The organism is Pseudochelatococcus sp., from assembly GCF_050946405.1.
Lineage (GTDB): Bacteria > Pseudomonadota > Alphaproteobacteria > Rhizobiales > Beijerinckiaceae > Pseudochelatococcus.
The window spans coordinates 80,594-101,794 of the sequence record NZ_JBMNUS010000003.1; the positions used below are offsets into that span (position 1 = coordinate 80,594).

Below are 21,201 nucleotides of genomic sequence, written 5' to 3' on the forward strand. Positions count from 1 at the left end.
TTGCGGTTTGCGGTGCATGCGTCATGGTTCAGCGCCGCCCCTGATACTGCGGCAGCGGCGGACGGTTGCCGAACAGGAATTGTTGCGGGTTGCGCTGCACGTCTTGCAGCAGGCGCGTGAGCTGCGCCAGCGCCTGCTGGCCCCTGACGGCCAGCGCCTGATAATCGCGCAGCCCCGGCCCGGCGAAATGATTGATGCCCGCCGTGATTTCCGCCGTGCGCTTGTCGAGGTTGTCGGCGAGGGTGCGGATCGACCGTGCCGCTTCCGCAACCTGATCGAAGGCGCTCTCGCCGTTCGTGGATGACAGGAAGGTCGATGCGTTGTCGAGGACGCTGCCGAGACTGTCGGCCGCCTTGTTGAGCTTGCCGCTGAGTTGGGCGGCATTGGCGACGATGGTCTCGACATCGGCGCTGGAGGAGCCGAGCGCGGTGGTGAATTTTTCGATGTTGGCGATGATCTGGTCCACCCGTTGCGGCTCGATCGATTTCACCAGCGCATCGAGATTGACCGTCAGGTCGGTGAGCTGCGCGGCAAGCTCGCCGGAATTGGCCAGCAGCGCGCCCACCTTGTCCGAATTGTCGCCGAGCGCGCTGGAAAACCGTTCGACATTGCGCACGGTGTTGGTGATCGGCTCCCGCGATTGCGCGATGACCTCGTTGATCTGGTCGATCATGGCGGTGCCGCGGGTCGCGAGCGTCTGGATCGTGTCGAGCATGTCCTGGAAATCGGATCGCTCGCCGTAGAGCGTGGGCAGGGGCTGGCCCGCCGTGGCCTCTAGCTGGGGCGCGTCCGGCGCGCCGCCGGAGAGCTGGATCGAGGCGATCCCCGTCACCACCTGAAAATCGAGCTGCGCCCGGGTATCCCGCTTGATCGGCGTCGACCGGTCGATGGAGGCGATGGCCACCACATAGCGCGGATCGTCGGGCAGCAATTCCACGCTCGTCACGTCGCCGACGCGCAAACCGTTGAACAGCACCATCGAGCCACGCGACAGCCCCGCCACGGAGCCGGAGAAGATGATGCGGTAAAGCTCGCGCGTGCTCGCCGTGTTGGCGCCCGAGAACCAGTAGACGAAGCCGAAACCGGCGACGATGACGGCAAGCGTGAACAGGCCGATGAGGGCGTAATTGGCGCGTGTTTCCATTATCCTATCCGTCGGCCTTTTCGTGCCTCGCCGCGTCGCGCATCGTGCTCATTCTCCCTCGCCCGCCCGCACGGCCTCGCCCGCCGCGGCCCGCGCGCGCTTGCCGTGGAAGTAGGACCTGATCCACGGATGGTCCGACGCCAGCATCGTGCCGATCGGCCCTTGCGCGAGAATATGGCCCTCTCCCAGCGCGGCGATGCGGTCGCAGACGGAATAAAGACTGTCCATGTCATGAGTTACCATGAAAACGGTCAGGCCCAAAGTCTTCTGCAAGGTCGCGATCAGATCGTCGAACTCCGCCGCGCCGATGGGGTCTAGGCCGGAAGTCGGCTCATCGAGGAAGACGATCTCGGGATCGAGCGCCAGCGCGCGCGCAAGCGCCGCCCGCTTGATCATGCCGCCCGACAGATCCGAGGGGAACTTGTCCGCCGCATCGGGGTTGAGGCCCGCCATCTCGATCTTCATCATGGCGGCCTCGTCGAGCAGGCGCCCGGACATGTGCAGATACTCGCGCATCGGCATCTGCACGTTCTGTTTCACGGTGAGCGCCGAAAACAGCGCGCCGTGCTGGAAAAGCACGCCCCAGCGCCGTTCCAGCAAGCGGTGCTCGGCCTCCGATATCTTGTCGATGTCCTTGCCGAAGACGGTGATGGTGCCGGCCCGCTTCCTGATGAGCCCGAGGATCGTGCGCGTCAGCACCGACTTGCCCGTGCCCGAACCGCCGACGAAGCCGAGAATCTCGCCCTTGTAGATGTCGAGATCGAGATCCTTCATGATGGTTTTGGGGCCGAACCCGACTTCGAGCCCCCGCACGCCGATGAGCACCTCCCGCCCCGTCTCCGCGGGAGATCCGGGCGCGCGCGGCGCAGTGTCTTTTTCGGCGCTCTGTTGCATCGATGCCTCAGAAATTGATCGCGGCGAAGAACACGGCGAACAGCCCGTCCATGACGATGACCATGAAGATGGCCTTCACCACCGAGGCCGTGACCTGCCGGCCGAGCGATTCGGCCGATCCGCCCACCGCCATGCCCTCGCGCGAGGCGATGATGCCGATCACCAGCGCCATGAACGGCGCCTTCACCATGCCGACCATGAAGGTGGAAAAGTCGATGGCCGCCTTGAGGCGGGCCAGGAAGATATCCGGCGTGATGCCGCCGTAGATCCACGCGACCAGCCCGCCGCCGGCGAGCGCCGCCATGGAGGCGAGAAAAGTCAGGATCGGCAGGCCGACGAGCAGCGCCAGCACGCGCGGCACGATCAGCACTTCCACGGGATCGAGGCCCATCACCCTGAGGGCGTCGATTTCCTCGCGCATCTTCATCGATCCGAGTTCGGCCGTGAAGGCGCTGCCGGAGCGGCCCGCGATCATGATGGAGGTGAGCAGCACGCCCAGCTCCCGCAGCACCAGGATACCCGTCAGATCGACCACGAACATCGCGGCGCCGAAGCGCTGCATCTGGAAAATGCCCTGCTGCGCGACGATGCAGCCGACCAGAAACGAGATCAGCATGATGATCGGCACGCTGCGCAGCGCGGTTTGCTCCACCTGGTTGACGAAAGCCGGAAAGCGAAAGCGCGACGGGCGGATGACCAGCCGCGCAAGCCCCGCCACGACCTCGCCGAGAAAGCTGACGCCGCGCCCCATCTCCCGGCCGAAATCGACGACGCCCTCGCCGATGCTCGCCAGCAGGTCGATCACCTGCGACCGGCGCGGCCCCGCCGCCGGCGCGATCTCGTGATAATGCACCTTCTCCAGCAGCAGCAGATGATCGGGGCGGGTGTTGACGAACGGCGCCGGATCGCCGCCCGCGGCGCCTTCCTGCCGCGCACGGTCCAGCACCCAGGCGCCGACCGTATCGAGGCGTCCGATTCCGCCGAGGTCGACGGCCGCGTCTCCCTTGTGGCCGCCCTCCTGCGCAAGCTGCCCCGCGAGCACGGTCGCCTGCTCCTCCACGGCCATCGCCTGCGTCGACACCCAGTCGCCCGTGACGACAAACCTGGTCGCGCCGCCTGCCTTGTCTGTCGCAACCTTCGGGGCCGTGGTCATGAGGCGTTATCGAACCGTCACGCTGGATACCGTCGCCGGGCGCCGCCGCGCCATTTCCGCTTCAATAGCAGGCATCGGGCGCGGCTGTCGAGGGCGGCGGAATATCGGCGTGGGGATAGAGCGACGAGCATCCGGCCCGGATCGCGCCGCCGCTCCAGATTTCATATTTTACCGCAACTTGCGTCCAGTTCGATGGACCGACTTGAACGCAAACTGCCCTATCCCTTCGTTTGCGCATCAGGTTCTTCCGGCCGGAGGAGCCGCGAAGCGAAAAGTGCGCGCCCTTTCCGGCCCGGTGTTTCGGCCGTGCGTCAGGCCGCGATCCCCGCCGGCGGAGAGGTTTGCACGCGGCGGATGTTGTCGAGGAACTGACGCGCGCTCGCCTGCCAGTTGAAAGTCAGCGCATGCGCGCGGCAAGCCTCGCGCGGAATGTCGAGCGCGGCCAGGGCCGCTGCGCGCAAATCGTCGTCGAGCACCCCGGTGCCGCTGTCGCCGACGACATCGACCGGCCCCATGACGGGAAATGCGGCGATCGGCAGCCCGCTGGCCAGCGCCTCCAGCAGCACGATCCCGAACGTGTCGGTGAGGCTCGGGAACACGAACACATCCGCCGAGGCATAGACGTCGGCCAATTCCTGCCCCGTCCTGACGCCGAGGAAACGGGCCTCGGGATAGCGCGCCGTCAGCGTCGCGCGGGCCGGCCCGTCGCCCACCACCACCTTGGTGCCCGGCAGGTCGAGCGAGAGGAACGCCTCGATGTTCTTCTCCACCGACACACGCCCGACATAAAGGAACACGGGGCCGGGGAAAGACAGCGGGCGCTCGCCGCGCGGCTGGAACACATCCGCGTTGACGCCCCGCGACCAGCGCACCAGGTTGCGGAAGCCGCGCGCGGCAAGCTCGCGCTCCAACGTCGGCGAACTCACCATCGTGGCCGCGCCGGCGTTGTGGAAGCGCCGGATCGCGGCGTAGGACCAACGCTCCGGCACCGGCACGCGGGCGGAGAGATATTCGGGAAAGCGCGTATGATAGCTCGTCGTGAACGTATGATGGTCCGACAGGCAGACGCAGCGCGTGCTGAGGCCGATCGGCCCTTCGGTCGCGATATGGATGAAGTCGGGCTTCATCTTGTCGATGAAGCGGCGCACGGCCCAGGGCATGGCGAAAGCGAGCCGGATTTCCTTGTAGGTCGGCATCGGCATGGTGCGGAATGCGTCGGGAGTGAGAAAATCGATGGACGCGCCGAGCGCCGGCGCTTCATGCGCCAGATGCTCCAGAGACCGCACCACACCATTGACCTGAGGACGCCACGCATCAGTCGCGATCAATACCCGCATCAGGCTGCCCGCATCTTGTCTGGATCGCTCGGGTGAGACGCAGCGTCCCTCTCCGTGGCGGGCATGGCGTCGGGCGAGGACACGCCGAGCGCGGCTTTCAGCGCGTCCGCCACCGGCAGCACGGCGTCGTCGTCGCGCGACGCGGCGTGAGCCGGCGCGGGCAACGCCGGCGTGGCCTGCGTCTGGCCGCGGGCGCGCTTGCGCTCCGCCCGTTGCTCCGCCAGCACCTGCACCTGCCGGTCCGTCCAGCGCAGAATCTCGAAATTGCCGTCGTAATGCTCGACCACGGCCGAGCAGGATTCCACCCAGTCGCCGGTGTTGATGTAGCGAACGCCGAACTTGTCGTGCATGGCCGCATGGTGGATATGGCCGCAAATCACGCCGTGGACGTCATAGCGCTGCGCTTCCGACGACAGCAGCTCCTCGAAGCGCCCGATGAAGTTGACCGCATTCTTCACCTTGAGCTTCGCCCACGCGGAGAGGGACCAGTAGGTGAGGCCCAGACGCCGGCGCACGATGTTGACATAGGTGTTGGTGGCCAGCGCCGTGCCGTAGGCCCAGTCGCCGAGGAAGGCCAGCCAGCGCGCATGCCGCACCACCATGTCGAACTGGTCGCCGTGGATGACGAGATACCGGTTGCCGTCCGCGCCCTCGTGAATCGCGTGGTCCACGAGCTCGATGCCGCCGAAGGTGCTGCCGACGTAATCGCGCAGGAATTCGTCGTGGTTGCCGGGGATGTAGACGATGTGCGTGCCCTTGCGAACCTTGCGCAACAGCTTCTGCACCACGTCGTTGTGGTTCTGCGGCCAGTACCAGCCGGCCTTCAGGCGCCAACCGTCCACGATGTCGCCGACGAGATACACGGTATCGGCATCGTAATGGCGCAGGAAATCGATCAACAGATCGGCCTGGCAACCTTTCGTACCGAGATGGACATCAGACAGAAACAGGGTTCTGACACGGATGACTTCTGGTTCTGTCGACACCGGATTGACCCACCACTTGCCGCTGGATTTTGCTATCGGAACCTTATTACCATTGCAGTTTGATGACGAGTGGCCTTTTTTGGCACAGGCGATATCCGGCGCGTTCATGCCGAGAGGCTTCGCGTGACATAAGGCGCAATGCAAATGTAGCGGCCAGACGGCATTCCCACGCTATCCGCCCATAATCTGTTTACCGGCTAACAGTTTGCCCGGCAAGGGGCTCCGCGCGCGATTTCCGGCGGCCGCCGGTATCCGGGCCGGTTCTTCGGTCACATTTTCGCGAATCGGTGAAAAGGGACGCGGCCCCGCCCGGACACCCGTTGACGGTCCGTCAACGGGTGCCGGCGGAAGGTCGACGGCGAGCGCATGACTGCCCTGCTACGCCGGCCCTTCAATCGCGGCGTGCCGCGGCATATAACCACATGCGATGCCGAAGCGGGAATACCCTCGCCGCCGCATTTTCCTGGTGTCTGGCCGTGAATCCCCCCCTTGCCATTGTTCTCAAGGTTCTCTCCGCGCTTGTCTTTACGGTGATGAGCGCAGGGATCAAATACGTCGGCGACCGGTTCCCGGTCGGCGAGATCGTGTTTTTCCGCTCGTTCTTCATGTTGCTGCCGCTCATCGCGTGGCTGGCGTGGCAAGGGCAGGTGCGTGCGGCCCTGCGCACGCGCAACGTGATGGGCCATCTGCGGCGCGGGATCATGTCGAGTTCGAGCATGTTCCTGAACTTTCTCGCACTGGCTTATCTGCCGCTCACCGATGCGGTGACGCTCGGCTATACCGCGCCGTTGCTGGTCGTCGTGCTGGCCGCCGTGGTGCTGAAGGAGAAAGTGCAGGCTTACCGGTGGATCGGCACGGGCATCGGCTTCACAGGCGTCGTGGTGATGCTTTCGCCGCACCTGAGCGGCGGCAGCCTGCTGGCGGGCGGAGCGGCCGGCATCGGCGTGGCGATCGCGCTCGCCGGCGCGCTGCTCACCGCCGGCGCGCTCATCCAGGTTCGCCGTCTGATCGACACCGAGACCACCGGCGCCATCATTTTCTACATGTCGCTGATGACATCGGCGCTCGGTTTCGTGACGATTCTCGGCGGCTGGGTGATGCCCACCGTCGAGGAAGCGGCGCTGCTGATCGCGATCGGCATCGTCGGCGGGCTCGGCCAGATCCTGCTCACCATGAGTTTCCGCTACGGCGACGCATCGCTGCTGGCTCCGTTCGACTATACGACGATGCTGTGGGCGTGCCTTTTCGGGTGGATCATTTTCGCCGACTGGCCGCTGCCGGCGGTTTTTCTCGGCGGCGCCATCGTCATCGCGTCGGGGCTCTTCATCGTGTGGCGCGAGCGGGTGGAAGCCGCGCATCATCGCCATGCGCTCGCGCATTCGACGCTGACCTACACGACGCTCACGCAAACGCCTGCCGCCGTCGAGCATGAACTGGCCCCCGCGCCCGTCGCCGCCCAGGCGCAGCGCACACCCCCGCGCGCGGTGTGACGGATCGCCCGCATGTCGGGCGTTCGGGAACGGGATGTGCAAAATAGCTGGGGCAAAAACGCGGGTTCACGTTGAATATGCTTTGCTCCGGGGCATGCGGGAGTCAAAAATGTCCGCGCGCCGTTTTCCTTGCCGGTCCGGCGCGCGGGCAGAAGAGGCGCGTTTCGTTTGTCTGACGACCAGATCACCCCGGAAATCCTGCTGCGCGCCTATGCGGCGGGCCTGTTCCCGATGGCGGAAAGCGCCGACGATCCGGGGCTGTTCTGGGTGGAGCCGCGCGAACGCGGCATCATCCCGCTCGACGATTTTCACGTTCCGCAGCGCCTCGCGCGCACCATCGCGGCCGACCGGTTCGAGATTCGCGTCGATACCGACTTCGAGGCCGTGATCGAAGGTTGCGCGGCGCCCGATACCGGTCGCGAGGAAACCTGGATCAACCACCGCATTCGCGTTCTCTATGGCGAACTGTTCGACCGCGGGCAGGTTCATACCGTCGAAGCCTGGCGCGAAGGCCGGCTGGTCGGCGGTCTCTACGGGCTGGAACTCGGCGCGGTCTTTTTCGGCGAAAGCATGTTCCACCGTGATCGCGACGCCTCGAAGGTGGCGCTGGCGCATCTGGTGGCGCGTCTGCGGCTCGGCCGCTTCCAACTGCTCGATACGCAGTTCGTCACGCCGCATCTCGCCCGTTTCGGCGCTCTCGCCATCGGGCGGCGCAGCTATATGCAGCGCCTGACCAAGGCGCTGCCGCTGCACGCGGACTGGTGGATCTGGCCGCGCGGCGCCGGTGTCGGCGGCGCGCAGGTGCTGGCCGCTCTCCGCGTCCGCGCCGGCCAGGATGCTTGAAGAGAGACGCTTGAGAAAAGCCGCGGCTCACTCGCCGATGGGCGCGAACAGCGGATCTTCGGGAACCGGTTCCTCTGTGAAAAATCCTTGCTCCTCGCCGAATTCCGGCACCCCGGCAGCTTCTCCCAGCAGGCTGCGGGGAGGGGGGAGAGGGGGCGCGTTCGGATCGGAAGCCGCTTCGTCGGCGGGCGGCGCGTCCGCGGGTGCGGCGCTGACATTCGCGCCGCCGCGGCAGTCCGTCAGCCAGATGTCGTAAACCGGATGTTCGATGCCGTGCAGGCCGGGACTCGATGCGAACACCCAGCCCGTGAACAGGCGTTCGACCTTGCCGCCCGCGCCGATCTCGTCGACTTCGAGAAACGCCGTGGTGTTGGGCGCTTCCGTCGGCGGGCGCGTGTTGCAGACGCGCGGCGTCAGTTGCAGCGCGCCGAACTGCACCGTTTCATTGATACCGACTTCGAAAGCCACGATTCGGCCGGTGATCTTGTCGAGGCCGTTGAAAACCGCGATCGGATTGGGAATGGCATCGGCCCGCGCCGCGCCGATGCCCGTCAGCGCCCACGCCGTCAGGCCGGCGAGCGCCGGCATCGCCGACCTGGCGCTCCGGCCGAAATATCGCCGGGATCGTGCGGAAACGCCGATCCGCCCCGTCAAGCCTCGCATCGCCGGTTTCCCGATCAATTGCCGGGAACCCATGCCTCGTAATCGCCTGTCGCGGGCGGGCGATGGCCGGTCGACAGCGTGGAGCCTTTCGGACGGTAGGCATCCGCCGTGCCCGTGAGGTTGGGCAGGTGCGGCAGTTCCCATTCCTTGGGCTTGTAGTCTTCCTTGCTGGGCGGCACGTCGACCGTGTGACGCAGCCATCCGTTCCAGCCGGGAGGCACGGCCGATCCTTCGGCGTAACCGTTGTAGATGACCCAACGCCGCTCGATGCCGAGCGCCGGGTCCTTCTTGCCGCCGCGCGTGCGGTAATAGCGGTTGCCGAACTCGTCCTCGCCGACCGGTTCGCCGTACAGGCGGGTCGTGCGCAGGGTGCCGAAGGTCGCGCCGTTCCACCAGGTGAAGACGCGCAGCAGGAAATCTTTCATGAACTCGTCCCGATTACCGCATTCCGCAACCGACAGGACACCGGATGATGGCGTCCGAAGCGGGCGAAGCCGTCCGCCTCCTTATGACGCTTCCCTCCGGCAATGTCCAGAGGCCGTCAGTCGAACCGCCCGGTGGCATGGGCCAGCATCGTATAGACCTTTCCGGTCTCGGAGGTGAGATAGGTGCGCGTCAGCGCCTGATCCTGGTCCTTGCGTCCCACCTCGGCGAGCAGGCGCTCGAACTCGGTGATGTAGCGATTCACCGTGTCGCGGAACTCCGGTTCGAGCCGGTACTTGCGGCCGATCTCGTCGAAGACCTGCTGACCCTGCAAGGTGTAGAGCCGGCGCGTGAAGACGTTGCGCTCGCCGTTCCGGTAGCGCTCCCACAGCGTGACGGCGGTGTCGTGGTCGATCATGCGGGCGATGTCGCCCGAGATCGCGTCGAGCACCGCGAGCGTCTGGCGCTGGTTGCGGTTCTCGCGGCCGGACGGCGCGGGTTCGTCCTCGTGCGATGCGCGCGCCAGCAGATCCTTCAGCCAGTTGCCGGTGGAACTGCCGCTCTCGGCCGCCGCCGTCTCGGCCGGCGCCTCGACAATCGCCGACTGGGCGATGATCGGCCGGCGGCTGGACGGCTTGCCGGGCGCGATCAGCGTGGCGGCGCGAATGGCGGCCGCCACATCCGTGCCGGCCGGGGAGGGGGCGCGGGAAACCGGGCCGGCGTGCTCGGGCGATTCGGCGCCGGCGGGCTCGCCGGCCGCGAACCGCGTCGCCGCCGGCAAGGGTCCCGCATCGCGTTGCGCCGCCGTCTCCCGCGTTGCGGCGCGCGAGATCTGGCCGGCGTTGCCCGCCTGGGTGATGATGCCGTTCAGCTCGTTCAGCGCCTTCAACTGGTCGGTCACCACCTTGCGCATGGCGGCGGTGGTCTCCTGCGTCTCGCGCGGCAGCGACTGAAGGCCCGCGTAGAGCACGGTGCGCGTGTCCGCGAGTTCCTGCTGGATGACGGACGTGGTGGCCTGCATGCCGCGCGCCACCTCGTGGAAGCGCTCCGTCGCGTTGTCGAGATCGGCGCGCATCGCGGCGATGACGCTTTCATAGGACTTGCGCAATTCCGCGACGGTGCGCTCGCGCTGGTCGGCGGTGAGGGCGTCGAGCTGCGCAAGCTGGTCGGCGATGCGGGCGTTGGCCGCGTCGGTGCTTTCGGTGAGAGTCGCGGTGATGCGCTGCGCCTTTTCCTCGACGCTTTCGAGCGAATGCGTCAGCACGCCGCCGAAATTGCGCGTGACGGTTTCCAGTTCGTCGGTGCGCGCGTTGATCGAGGCGACCACCGATTCCAGCGTGGCGCGCCGGCCTTCGACCGCCTCGCCCAGCCTGGCCTCGACGGCGGCGAGCGCCTTCGCCGCGCCGGCGAGCGCCGCGACGTGCTCGTGGGTGATGCGGGAAACGTCGGCGCCCTGTTCCGCCAGCCGGCCGGCCACGGTCGCCGTCTCGGCAATGGTGTGCGCCGCGGCCTCCTGCAACGCCTCCACCTGCTCGCGCACGCCGCCCGTGGCCCGTTCGCTTTCCTGCGACAGCACCTCGAGAACATCCTTGAGCGAGGCGACGTGCCCGGAAAGGCTGTGCCCGATCCCGGACAGGCTGTCTCCGGCGGCGCCGGCGATGCGCTCCAGCGCCGCGTTGGCTTCGAAAACGCGCTCGACGGCATCCGCGATCTCGCCGCGAACGCGCTCGTTCGCGCCGGACAGCGCCTCGAGCGAGCGGGCGGTTTCGGCGTCGATCGCCTGCCGCAGCGCCTCGCCGGAGCGCGTGAAGATATCGGCCACGCCCTCGCCGCGTTCGCGCAACGCATCCACGAGGGAGACGCCGCGCGCCTCGATCGTGCGCACCAGCGTATCCCCGACGGACGCCATGCCGGCGGCGATGGCATCGCCGCGCTCGCCCAGCGTGGCGATGAGCCCCACGCCCCGGCTGTCGAACAGCGCGGTGAGCTCCTGCGTACGGTTGCCGAGCGCGGCGTCGATGGTTCCGGCGCGCTGCGCGAGGCTTTCGTCGAGCGCGTGTCCGTGCTGGGCCAGCCGCTCGCCGACGGCTTCGAGGCGGCCGACGATCCGCTCCTCCAGCCGCGCGGCGCCGCTGTCGAGCGTTGTTCCGACGGCGCGCGCGCCGTTCTCGAAGGTCGTGCTGACGACCGACACCTGATCGGCGATACGCTGCACGATCGCGTCGGCCCGCTCGGAAACCGCGGAGCCGATGCCGGCCACTTTCGATTCCAGCGCCTCGGCTGCGGTGCGCCCGCTGTCGGCGAGCGTCTGCGCCAGTTCCGTGGTGCGGCTGATGAGAGCGTCGTTGAGCGCGCTGGCGCGCGCGTCGATGCGGGTGTCGATGCCGTCGATCAGCGTTTCCAGCGTCTCGCTCGCCTGCACCGTGCGCGCCGCGGCGCGCCGCTCGAAGGCCTCGATCTGCCCCTCGATCAGGGTGGCGGAGCGGCGCGCGCTGACGCCGATCCGGTCGGCGGCCTCCCGGACCGGACCGTCGAGAAGCTTGCCGATTTCCTCCAGCCCCGTCCCGACGACGGCGGCCATCGATTGGGTATGGCTTTCGATGCGTTGCGCCACGTCTCCGCCCCGGCGCACGACCGTTTCCTCCAGCGCCGCCAGCCGTTCGCCGAGCATGTTGTCGAGGTGCGCGCCGCGCGTATCCACGATTTCGCGCAAGGCGGCGAGGCGCGCCATCAATGCCGAGTCGAGGGCCTCGCCGCGTGTTGCGACCGATTCCTGGAATGCCGTGAGGCGCGTCGCGAGGCCCTCGTCGAGGGAGCGGCCGTGCGCCTCGATGCCGCTGCGGAACGTCTCGACGCGTTCCGCGAGCGCCGCGTCGAGCGTCGCTCCCGTTTCGGCGACGAGCGTGTTGAACCGCTCCAGACGGCCGGCGAGCGTGCCTTCGACGGTCTCGCCGAAGGCGGAGACGCCTTCGCGGAACGCGTCGAGGCGGGCCGCCAGTTGCCCGTCGAGCGCGGAACCGCGCTGCACGATGGTGTCCTGGAAATCGCCCAGCCGGGCGGTGAGCACCGCGTTGATTTCCGCGCCGTGACGCGCGACGCTCTCGCCGAAGGCCGAGAGGTGTCCGGCGACGGTTTCGTCAAGGGCGCGGCTGCGCCTGTCGAAGACATGGCGGAACGTATCGAGGTGGTTCGCCAGCAGGCCGCCGATGGCCTCCTGCTGCTGCGCGGCCGTCTTGCCGACCTGCTCCAGATGGCCTTCCACCGCGATGCGGCCGGCCGAAAAGGCCGCGTCGATCGCCTGCGCGCCCGATTCCACGGCGGTCCGCAGCGTTTCGACGCGCGCGTCGATCCCCTCCTCCAGCGAGGAGCGGCCGCTGTCGATGACGGCGCGGAAGCTGCCGAGCCGCGACAGCAGGGTTTCGTCGATCTGGCGGCCGCCGTTGCCGATGGCCTCGCGGAACTGCGCGAGCCTTTCCGCGAGCTGCGCGTCGGTTGTCCGGCCGTAGTCGTCGAAAGCGGCGCGGAAGCTGTCGAAACGCGATGACAGCGTGGCGTCCAGCATCGCGCCGCCGTCGTCGACAATCGCCTTGAGGCCGTCGAAGCGGCCCGCGAGCACGCCGTCGAGCGTCGCCGACCCCTCGTCCACGGTCTTGCGCAGGGCGGAAAGCCGGGCCGCGAAGGCGCTGTCGAAGTCGCGCGCTCCGCCGTCGAAAGTATCGCGCAGATTGCCGAGCTGCTCCGTGAGCCGGTCGTCGAGGGCCTGGCCGCGCGTGGCGACGGTTTCCTCGAAGCGCGCGAGCCGCTCGCCGATGGCGCTTTCGATGCGGGCCGCGCCGCTGCCGACGCTGCCGTCGACCGCTTCGACGAGCTTGCCGACCGTGCCGTTCAAGGTGGCGGCGAGGCCGTCCGTGACCCGCTCCAGCGTCGCGCCGCCGTTGTCGAGCGTGTCGCGCAATTCGCCGATCCTCTGGCCGAGGGAGCCGTCGAGGGCCTGCCCGCGCGTGGCGACGGTTTCCTCGAAGCGCGCGAGGCGCTCGCCGATGGCGTTCTCGATGCGGGCCGCACCGTTCTCGACGCTGCCGTCGACGGCGCTGACGAGCTTGCCGACCGTGCCGCTCACCGTGACGGCGAGGCCGCCCGCAACCCGCTCCAGCGTCGCGCCGCCGTTGTCCAGTGTGGTGCGCAATTCGCCGATCCGGTATCCGAGCGCATTGTCGAGGGCCTGCCCGCGTGTGGCGACGGTTTCCTCGAAGCGCGCGAGGCGTTCGCCGATGGCGTTCTCGATGCGGACCGTGCCGCTCTCGACGCTGCCGTCGACCGCGCCGACGAGCTTGTCGACCGTGCCGCCGACGGTGGCGACGAGACCGTCGGCCACCTTCTCCAGCGTCGCGCCGCCGTTGTCGAGCGTGTCGCGCAATTCGCCGATTCTCCGGCCGAGGGCGGTGTCGAGCGTATGCCCGCGCGTGGCGACGGTTTCCTCGAAGCGCGCGAGGTGTTCCCCGACGGCATTCCCGATGCGGGCCGCGCCGTTGCCGACGCTGCCGTCGACCGCTTCGACGAGCCTGCCGACCGTACCCGTGAGACCGCCGGCGACCTTCTCCAGCGTCGCGCCGCCGTTGTCGAGCGCGGTGCGCAATTCGCCGATCCTCTGGCCGAGGGTGGCGTCGAGCGCCTCGCCGCGCGTGGCGACGGTTTCCTCGAAGCGCGCGAGCCGTTCGCCGATGGCGTTCTCGATGCGGGCCGCACCGTTCTCGACGCTGCCGTCGACAGCGCTGACGAGCCTGACGACCGTGCCGGCCAGACCGCCGGCGACCTTCTCCAGCGCCGCGCCGCCGTTGTCGAGCGTGTCGCGCAGTTCGCCGATCCTCTGGCCGAGGGTGGCGTCGAGCGCCTCGCCGCGCGTGGCGACGGTTTCCTCGAAGCGCGCGAGGCGTTCTCCGATGGTGTTCTCGATGCGGGCCGCACCGTTCTCGACGCTGCCGTCGACGGCGCTGACGAGCTTGCCGACCGTGCCGCTCACCGTGACGGCGAGACCGCCGGCGACCTTTTCCAGTGTCGCGCCGCCGTTGTCCAGCGCGGTGCGCAGCTCGCCGATCCTGTGGCCGAGGGTGGCATCGAGCGCCTCGCCGCGTGCGGCCACCGTTTCCTCGAAGCGCGCCAGTTTCTCCCCGATGGCGTTCTCGATGCGCGCGACGCTGCTTCCGACGCTGCCGTCGACCGCGCCGGCGAACTTGCCGACCGTGCCGCTCACCGTGGCGGCGAGACCGTCGGCGACCTTTTCCAGCGTCGCGCCGCCGTTGTCGAGCGTGTTGCGCAGTTCGCCGATCCGTTCGCCGAGCCTGTCGTCGAACGCCCTGCTGCGCGTGGCGATGGTGTTCTCGAAGCCGGACAGCCGCGTGTGGATGATATTGTCGAGTTTGTCGGCCCCGGTGCCGACAGCGCCCTCGACGGAGGCAAGCAGGCTGTCGATGGAGTATTCGAACGTCTTCGCGCCCCCGTCCAGCGTCTCGCGCAGCGCGGCGAGATGCATGCCGAGGCGCCCGTCGATATCGCGCCCGCGTGTCTCCAGCTCCTCGCCGATGCCGTCCAGGCGGCTGGCGAGCAGGGTGTCGAGTTCCTGTCTGCCGGTATCGAATGCGGTTTCAAGGCGGCGCCGGGCGGCGTTGAAATCGCCGAGCGTCGATTTCAGGTCGCCCAGCGTGCCGTCGAGTTCCGTGCGCGTGCCCGCGAGCGCGCCGAGCGTCTGGTCGAGCCCGCCGAGGGTGTCGTTGAGGTTGCCGACGAAGCCGGAGAAGCCCTGCAAGCGCGCCTCGAACAGCCGGTCCACCGCGCCGGCGCTGTTGACGATGACGGTTTGCAGCCCTTCGAGCTGGCGCGTGAACGACTTTTCGAGCGTTTCCCCGCCCGTTTCCAGCGCCGCCTTCAGAATCTGCGTGCGCTGGCCCACGGTCTCGTTCAGATCGCGCGTGCGCTGGCTCACCGCCGCCTGGAAAGCCTCGATGTGGCGGCCGAGGGTCTGGTCGAGCCGGTTGCCGCCAGCGGCGATCGTCGTCTCGAAGGCGGCGAGGCGCGCGCCGAGCGTCTCGTCGATCGCCTTGCCGCGCGTGTCGACGACGCGCGCCGCTTCCTGCGCGCTCGTCGCGAGCGCCTCGTTGACGCGTTCGCCCTGCGTGGCGATGGCGAGCACGACGTCCCGGCCCACGGCGGTGAGCGTGGAATGGGTCGCGTCCGTGCGCTCGCGGACGGCGTTGTCGAGCATTTCCACCTGCTGCGTGAAGGTGGCCAGCAGCCGCGCCGCGCTGCTCTCGAACTGCGTGTGGGCCGTGCCGGTCTGCTCCGTGATGGATTTGGACAGCCGCTCCCCGGTCTGCGCCAGGCCTGTCTCCAGCGCCTTGCCGTCCTCGACGATGACCTTGCGGATGGTTTCGCCCGTCACGGACAGGCGCTCCGCGAGCCCGGAGCCGTTGACGTCGATCGCCTCGACGATTTCATGCCCGGTCTGCGCGATGCGCTGGCTGATCTCGGCGCCATGCAGGCTGAGCGAGACGGCGAGCGAGTCGCCGGTCGATTTCAGCGTCCGGTTCACCTCGCCGGCGCGCGCCGCGATGGAGGATGCAACGGTCGTGCCCGCTTCCGCGAAGGCTTTCGTGGCCTTCTCCGTGCTCTCGTCAAGCATGCCGGCGAGGTTTTCGCCGGTGCGCGCCAGCCCGTCGCCGATCTCCCTGGCCTTCAGGTCGAGCGCCTGAGAAACGTTCTCGCTGGCGAGCGACAGCCTTTCGTTGACCGTGCTGCTCACGCCGGCCAGCTTGTCGACGAATTGCGCGCCCTGCGCCTCGATGTCCTGCACGACGCGGTCGCCGGCCAGCGTCAGCGACTGCGACAACTGCTCGCCCTTCGCGGCGATCGATTCGGCGATGCGCGTGCCGACGATCGACAGCGACACCGTCAATGCGTTGCTGCGCGCCTCCATGTCCTTCACGAGCGCGCCCTGCGAGGTGGAGATCGCCGCCCGCGCGCGGTCCGCGCTGCCGATGATGGCGTCGCGCTGCGCCACGAGTTCGTCGATGAGGCCGCGGATACGGACCTCGTTGTCGGAATAGGAGCGCTCCAGCGTGGCGATTTCGGTGCGCACCAGCGTGTCGAGCTCGCCCGCCCGTGCGATGGCGCGCTCCACGCCGTCGCCCATCGCGGCCATCTCGCGCCGCACGGCCTGCGACAGGCTGGCGACGGAGTCCGAGGAGAGCGCTTCCGGCTGCGCGAGGCGCACGGCGACGCTCGTCATGGCGCGCGCGACGTGGCGGATTTCCTGCGTGCGCGCATGCAGCGCGGCGAGGACGAAGGCGAAAATCGCCGGGCAGGCGACGGCCGCCGCGTAGAGCGTCCACGATTGCGGGTCCAGCGCCGCGACGGCCGCGTTCAGGCCGGTGTCGGAGACGTCGCGCTGGAGATAGAAGAAGCCGGCGACGATGCAGGCCCAGAGCGCCGACAACGCCGCGGCGATCCAGTAGGGGCCGGATGAGGGCTTGCGTTGCAGCGACTGAAGAAGCGCGCCGACGGCTTCCCTGTCGTCGTTCGCCACGCGCGCCGTGTCGGGGGCGACGACGGCGCTCTTGCGGGCATCGCGCGCGGCGGCGCTCTCGTTCCTGCCGGCCGTCTCGCCGCTCTCGCGCGGCGCCGGCGAAGGCTGCGCTTCGGCGGACGGCGCGGCGGGACGGGAAGGCTGGCTCTCCGCGCGCGTCACGGGCGTGTCGGCGCGCGGCAGGCCCGCCCGTGCGGCAGGCGAAGCGGCGGCGGTCGTGCCGGGCGGGGAAAATCGGCCGGTGGCTGCGGCCTGCGCGAAGGTCTCTCCCGCTCCTTCCCTCACGTCGCGCTGCGCGGTCTCGCGGGGCGGCGTTTCGGCGGGCGGTTTCGGGGCGGGTGTTTCGGCGTTGCCGGCGGCGGGGCGCGGCGGCGATTTCAGATTAAGCGCTTCCTCGATCGCGGACAGCGCTTCGGCCGTTGTATCGATACGCTTGCTGTTCTGAACCATGTTGCTGCCTCGTTCGCGCGATCCGCGCCCTGCCGCGACGCCCGCAAACACGGATGGCGCAGCATGAAAACAATCTTGCCCTATCCGTAAACCTAAACTTTGCCCCGCCGAAAGAAAACCCGCCCGGACAGGTTTGGGCCGGCCCGTTAAGGAGATATTAAGTTTATGGTAAACGTGCCCGCGGAGCTTGCGGAAAAGCGCGCCGCGCTTTTGCCGGCATCGCCCGTCAGGGTATCGTGCGGGAGTGAACGGAACGTCAAATCGGAATTCGGATGCTGCATTTTCGAACGAATCTGATGCAAGAAGCGGATGGCCGGGGCAAACTCCGATTCAGGCGTCCGCGCATCGTGCTCCGGCGGCCAAGAACTTCTGACAAAACCTCAGGGCTGAGGATGGCTGAAATCGCCGGCCAGCCGACGCCGCGAGGTTTTGTCAGAAGTTCCGGGGCCCGGTTCGCCAATCGATCAGGGGGGCAAGGTTTGGCATGCCTATCGTAACTTACATCGACTCGTCCGGCGCGGCGCGGAGCGTCGACGCCGCGCCGGGAGCCACGGTGATGGAAGCCGCCGTTCGTCATGCGATCCCGGAAATCCTCGGGGATTGCGGCGGTGCGTGCGCCTGCGCCACCTGCCATGTCTATGTCGATGAGGAATGGATCGACGCCGTGGGCGAGCCGGAGCCGATGGAGGAGGACATGCTCGATTTCGCGCTCGACGTGCGGCCGACTTCCCGGCTCTCGTGCCAGATCCGCATCACTCCGGCGCTCGACGGCCTCGTGGTCCATACGCCCGTGCGCCAGGCCTGACGTGCCGAAGATTGCGTCCGCCGGCGCGTTGCGGTGGATGCGGTTGACGAAGGACAAGGCCGGCCGGGGTCTTTGCCGCGATACTGCGGCATGGCAGGCGGAGCGGATAGCGCGTCGCGTGAGGAAAACACGTCGATTCCGGAAGATGGATCATTCCCGCGTTTCAGCGAAATATAAGTTACGGTAAAATCAAAAAGATAGGGTGCCGGTTCTGCATTCCGTCGGAACGCCGCGCGCTCGAGAGCAGTTTGCGTTCAAATCGATCCATCGAATTGAATGCAAGTTGCGGTAAAATATAGAACTTGGAGCGGCGTGACGATTCCACCTGAATGCACGCCGCTCTGTCCCGCACGATGCAAGGAGAACGGATGATGTTCAAGAAAATTCTCGTCCCGGTCGATCTGGCGGATCTCGATATCGCGCGCGTGGCGGTCACGCGGGCTGCGGCGCTGGCGCGGGAATCGGGCGGAACCATCCGGCTGGTTTACGTCCGTTCCGTGCTGCCCGTCGCTTTCGTGGAATTCGTGCCGCCCAACTTCGATACGGAGCAGGAGCAGCAGTCCGCGGAGGAACTGGCGGAATTCGCCAAGAGCGTGCCGCTGCCGCCCGAGCGCGTGTCGACGGCGGTGCGGCTTGGCGCGGTCTATAATGAAGTGCTTGAGGAAGCGTCCGAGATCGGGGCCGATCTGATCGTCGTCTCCTCGCATCAGCCCGGCGTGTCGACCTATCTCATCGGCTCGAACGCGGCGACCATCGTTCGCCACGCCACCTGCTCCGTGCTCGTGCTGCGCGGCTGATCCGCCGGCACGACGAAGGAAGGCCGGCGCCCTTGCGGACGCCGGCCGATGTCGTTTCCGGCGATGGCCCGTCGGCGATCAGCGGGCCGGGCGCGGCGCATGCCCGCCGGGGTGGGGGCCGTCGCCGAGCGCCTCGCGCAGCAGCGGGCCGAAGCGGCGCTTCTGGGCGTCGTCGAGGCTGTCGTAGAGGGGCTTGGCCGCTTCCGCGAGCTTGGTGAGGTTGTCCGCCCGCTCCCGCAGGCCCGTGGCCTGACGGGTGAGTTGCTCCAGAGCATCCGGGCGCTCGCCGCGCTCCCTGCCTTCCGGTCCGCCGCGACGCTCGGCGAAACGCTCCGCCCGCTCGTCGGCGATGCCGCGGAGCGCCGTTTCGAGCGTGCTCCAGTGCGGTTCCTGCGCCTGCGTCAACTGAAGGCCGGCCTTCAACGCCGCGAGACGGGCGGCGGTGAACGCGGCGCGATCCTCCGGCGTCAGGCGCGGTCCATGATGGCCGCCTTCATGCCTTTCCGCTGCGGGCCGGGCAGGCTTGCCGGCAGACTCGCCGGCCGGCTGCGCCATGACATGCGTCAGGCTGCCGAGAAGCAGCGCGGCTGAAGTGGCGACGATGGCAATCTTCATATCCTGACATCCTTTCGGGTCGGTGTCTGTTGCGATATGAAAAGTATGCGGGCGGTCCGCCTTCGTTTCAAATTAATTTTCCTTAAGGCTGTGTTCATGTATCGATAATGTTTTGAATACATAATTATGTTAAGAATTTATTTCAACTTATCCTGCATTCCCATGTAATGAAAATTTCTTATTTGTTGGATGTTGTCGGGGGCCGCCACTGTGTTGGATGGCGACTATCCAGGAAAGACCTCGCTAAGCCTATGTGTTCTTTTATTGTTCTTGAGTCGTGATGTCGCTCGCATTATGATGCCCGCGTGTTGGCCGCTTTTGCGGATTTCGGGGATGGCGGATGGTTGCGCGCGTGGCGACGGTGGCTTTCGAGGGGATCGAGGCGCGTCCGGTTGACGTGCAGGTGCTCGTCTCGTCGGGGGCGGTGGCGTTTTCGATCGTCGGCCTGCCGGACAAGGCGGTGGGCGAATCGCGTGAGCGGGTGCGCGCGGCGCTGACGGCTTCGGGGCTTGCGATGCCCGCCCGGCGCGTCACGGTCAATCTCGCGCCGGCGGACATGCCGAAGGAGGGATCGCATTACGATCTGCCGATCGCGCTGGCCGTCATGGCCGCGATCGGCGCGATCCCGGCGGATGCGCTGGCGGGTTTTGTCGTGCTCGGCGAACTGGCGCTCGACGGCACGCTCGCGCCGGTGGCCGGCGTGCTGCCCGCGGCGATGGCGGCGGCGGCGCGCGGTCTCGGTCTCGTCTGCCCCGCCGCATGCGGCCCGGAGGCGGCCTGGGCGGGCGGCGATCTCGACATCGTTGCGCCCGTGTCGCTGGTGCAACTCGCCAACCATGTCAGGGGAACGCAGGTGCTGGCGCGGCCCTCGCCGGCGCTGGCGCGGATATCCGGGGCGATGCCCGATCTCGCGGACATTCGCGGGCAGGAGAGCGCCCGCCGCGCGCTGGAAATCGCGGCGGCAGGCAATCACAACCTGCTGCTGCACGGCCCGCCGGGCAGCGGAAAATCGATGCTGGCAAGCCGCCTGCCGTCGATCCTGCCGCCGCTGACCCCGCGCGAGCTGCTGGACGTGTCCATGATACACTCGGTCGCGGGCCTGCTGGCCGAAGGGGCGCTGACGGACAGGCGGCCGTTCCGCGCGCCGCATCATTCGGCGTCGATGCCGGCGCTCGTGGGCGGCGGCGCCCATGCGCGGCCGGGGGAGGTGTCGCTGGCGCACAACGGCGTGCTGTTTCTGGACGAGTTGCCGGAATTTTCTCCCCAGACGCTCGACAGCCTGCGCCAGCCGATGGAAACGGGCGAGGTGCTGATCGCCCGCGCCGCCAGACGCGCGGTGTATCCCGCGCGCTTCCAGCTCGTCGCGGCGATGAACCCCTGCCGCTGCGGCCATGCGACGGAGCCGGGCTTCGCCTGCCGCCGCCAGCCCAACGACCGCTGCATGGCGCAATATCAGTCGCGTCTCTCCGGCCCCCTGCTCGACCGTATCGATCTTGTGATCGAGGTGCCGGCGGTGACGGCGGCCGATCTCCTCCTGCCGCAGGCGACGGAAGGGTCGGCGGCGGTCGCGGCGCGGGTGGGCGCGGCAAGGGACTTGCAGGCGCATCGCTACCGCTCGCTCGGCCTTGCCGGGGAAACAACCAACGCGCATTGTCCGCCGCCCGTGCTGGAGGAGGTGGCGCGGCCCGACGGCGCCGGCCTCGCCCTGCTGCGCGACGCCGCCGAGACCATGCGCCTGTCGGCGCGCGGCTATCATCGCGTGCTGCGCATGGCGCGCACCCTTGCGGACCTCGACGGCGAGGCGCATGTCGGCCGGCCGCATCTGCTGGAGGCGTTGGCCTATCGCGGCGGCATCGGCCGGATCGCCGCCGCCGCCTGACAGCGGCCGGACAGTGATCCGCTGTGGCGAACATGCAACAAGTCGCCGCCGACGCGCTTATTCCCACAGGTGTTAACCGCATTGCAATAACTTGCTGGCGGCAACCGCGCCGGCGTCCTATGGTGGAGGTGCAGGAAACTTTC

At 67.9% G+C, this 21,201-nt stretch carries 13 protein-coding genes and 1 pseudogene; 5 read left to right on the forward strand and 9 right to left on the reverse strand.

What is annotated here, in order from left to right:
- Window positions 1–28: 28 nt before the first annotated feature.
- The 5 genes and pseudogenes from ACOYJQ_RS06785 to ACOYJQ_RS06805 form a co-directional block, all read right to left on the reverse strand.
- Window positions 29–1,144, reverse strand: a complete 1,116-nt coding sequence (locus ACOYJQ_RS06785; RefSeq protein WP_433457285.1) for an MlaD family protein — start codon at window positions 1,142–1,144, stop codon at window positions 29–31.
- Between the two features lie 48 nt (window positions 1,145–1,192).
- The gene (locus tag ACOYJQ_RS06790) at window positions 1,193–1,918 is read right to left on the reverse strand and encodes an ABC transporter ATP-binding protein (RefSeq protein ID WP_433457493.1); all 726 of its coding nucleotides are present in this window, start codon (window positions 1,916–1,918) and stop codon (window positions 1,193–1,195) included.
- Between the two features lie 127 nt (window positions 1,919–2,045).
- Window positions 2,046–3,191: an MlaE family ABC transporter permease gene (locus ACOYJQ_RS06795; protein ID WP_433457286.1), complete on the reverse strand. Its 1,146-nt coding sequence runs from the start codon at window positions 3,189–3,191 to the stop codon at window positions 2,046–2,048.
- 311 nt (window positions 3,192–3,502) lie between these two features.
- Window positions 3,503–4,528 (reverse strand): glycosyltransferase family 4 protein, encoded by a 1,026-nt coding sequence (locus ACOYJQ_RS06800; protein ID WP_433457287.1) that lies wholly within the window; start codon window positions 4,526–4,528, stop codon window positions 3,503–3,505.
- 206 nt (window positions 4,529–4,734) lie between these two features.
- Window positions 4,735–5,514: pseudogene (locus ACOYJQ_RS06805) on the reverse strand (UDP-2,3-diacylglucosamine diphosphatase); the annotation flags it as partial.
- Window positions 5,515–5,990: 476 nt separating this feature from the next.
- Between ACOYJQ_RS06805 and ACOYJQ_RS06810 the strand changes: the two are divergent.
- Complete coding sequence (locus ACOYJQ_RS06810) at window positions 5,991–7,004, forward strand: DMT family transporter (protein ID WP_433457288.1); 1,014 nt, start codon at window positions 5,991–5,993, stop codon at window positions 7,002–7,004.
- A gap of 168 nt (window positions 7,005–7,172) precedes the next feature.
- Entirely contained in the window at window positions 7,173–7,847 is a 675-nt protein-coding gene (gene aat, locus ACOYJQ_RS06815) for a leucyl/phenylalanyl-tRNA--protein transferase (RefSeq protein WP_433457289.1), read from the forward strand.
- A 27-nt stretch (window positions 7,848–7,874) separates the two neighbouring features.
- On the opposite strand, the gene ACOYJQ_RS06820 is transcribed toward aat, so the two are convergent.
- The 3 genes from ACOYJQ_RS06820 to ACOYJQ_RS06830 all read right to left on the reverse strand — a co-directional run bounded on the left by ACOYJQ_RS06820 (window position 7,875) and on the right by ACOYJQ_RS06830 (window position 16,962).
- Window positions 7,875–8,435, reverse strand: a complete 561-nt coding sequence (locus tag ACOYJQ_RS06820) for a DUF2155 domain-containing protein (RefSeq protein ID WP_433457290.1) — start codon at window positions 8,433–8,435, stop codon at window positions 7,875–7,877.
- Between the two features lie 89 nt (window positions 8,436–8,524).
- Window positions 8,525–8,935, reverse strand: coding sequence for an NADH:ubiquinone oxidoreductase subunit NDUFA12 (locus tag ACOYJQ_RS06825; RefSeq protein WP_433457291.1), 411 nt, complete (start codon window positions 8,933–8,935; stop codon window positions 8,525–8,527).
- A 116-nt stretch (window positions 8,936–9,051) separates the two neighbouring features.
- Window positions 9,052–16,962, reverse strand: a complete 7,911-nt coding sequence (locus ACOYJQ_RS06830) for a hypothetical protein (RefSeq protein ID WP_433457292.1) — start codon at window positions 16,960–16,962, stop codon at window positions 9,052–9,054.
- A 484-nt stretch (window positions 16,963–17,446) separates the two neighbouring features.
- Here ACOYJQ_RS06830 and ACOYJQ_RS06835 point away from each other — a divergent pair, with 484 nt between their 5' ends.
- Both ACOYJQ_RS06835 and ACOYJQ_RS06840 read left to right on the forward strand, forming a co-directional pair.
- Window positions 17,447–17,767: a 2Fe-2S iron-sulfur cluster-binding protein gene (locus ACOYJQ_RS06835; protein WP_433457293.1), complete on the forward strand. Its 321-nt coding sequence runs from the start codon at window positions 17,447–17,449 to the stop codon at window positions 17,765–17,767.
- Window positions 17,768–18,138: 371 nt separating this feature from the next.
- Window positions 18,139–18,564: a universal stress protein gene (locus ACOYJQ_RS06840; RefSeq protein WP_433457494.1), complete on the forward strand. Its 426-nt coding sequence runs from the start codon at window positions 18,139–18,141 to the stop codon at window positions 18,562–18,564.
- 78 nt (window positions 18,565–18,642) lie between these two features.
- Here the strand turns inward: ACOYJQ_RS06840 and ACOYJQ_RS06845 are convergent, their stop codons facing one another.
- Window positions 18,643–19,179 carry a Spy/CpxP family protein refolding chaperone gene (locus tag ACOYJQ_RS06845; RefSeq protein ID WP_433457294.1) on the reverse strand — a complete coding sequence of 179 codons (537 nt, stop codon included), beginning with the start codon at window positions 19,177–19,179 and terminating at the stop codon, window positions 18,643–18,645.
- Window positions 19,180–19,519: 340 nt separating this feature from the next.
- Here ACOYJQ_RS06845 and ACOYJQ_RS06850 point away from each other — a divergent pair, with 340 nt between their 5' ends.
- The gene (locus tag ACOYJQ_RS06850) at window positions 19,520–21,058 is read left to right on the forward strand and encodes a YifB family Mg chelatase-like AAA ATPase (RefSeq protein WP_433457295.1); all 1,539 of its coding nucleotides are present in this window, start codon (window positions 19,520–19,522) and stop codon (window positions 21,056–21,058) included.
- Window positions 21,059–21,201: the final 143 nt, after the last annotated feature.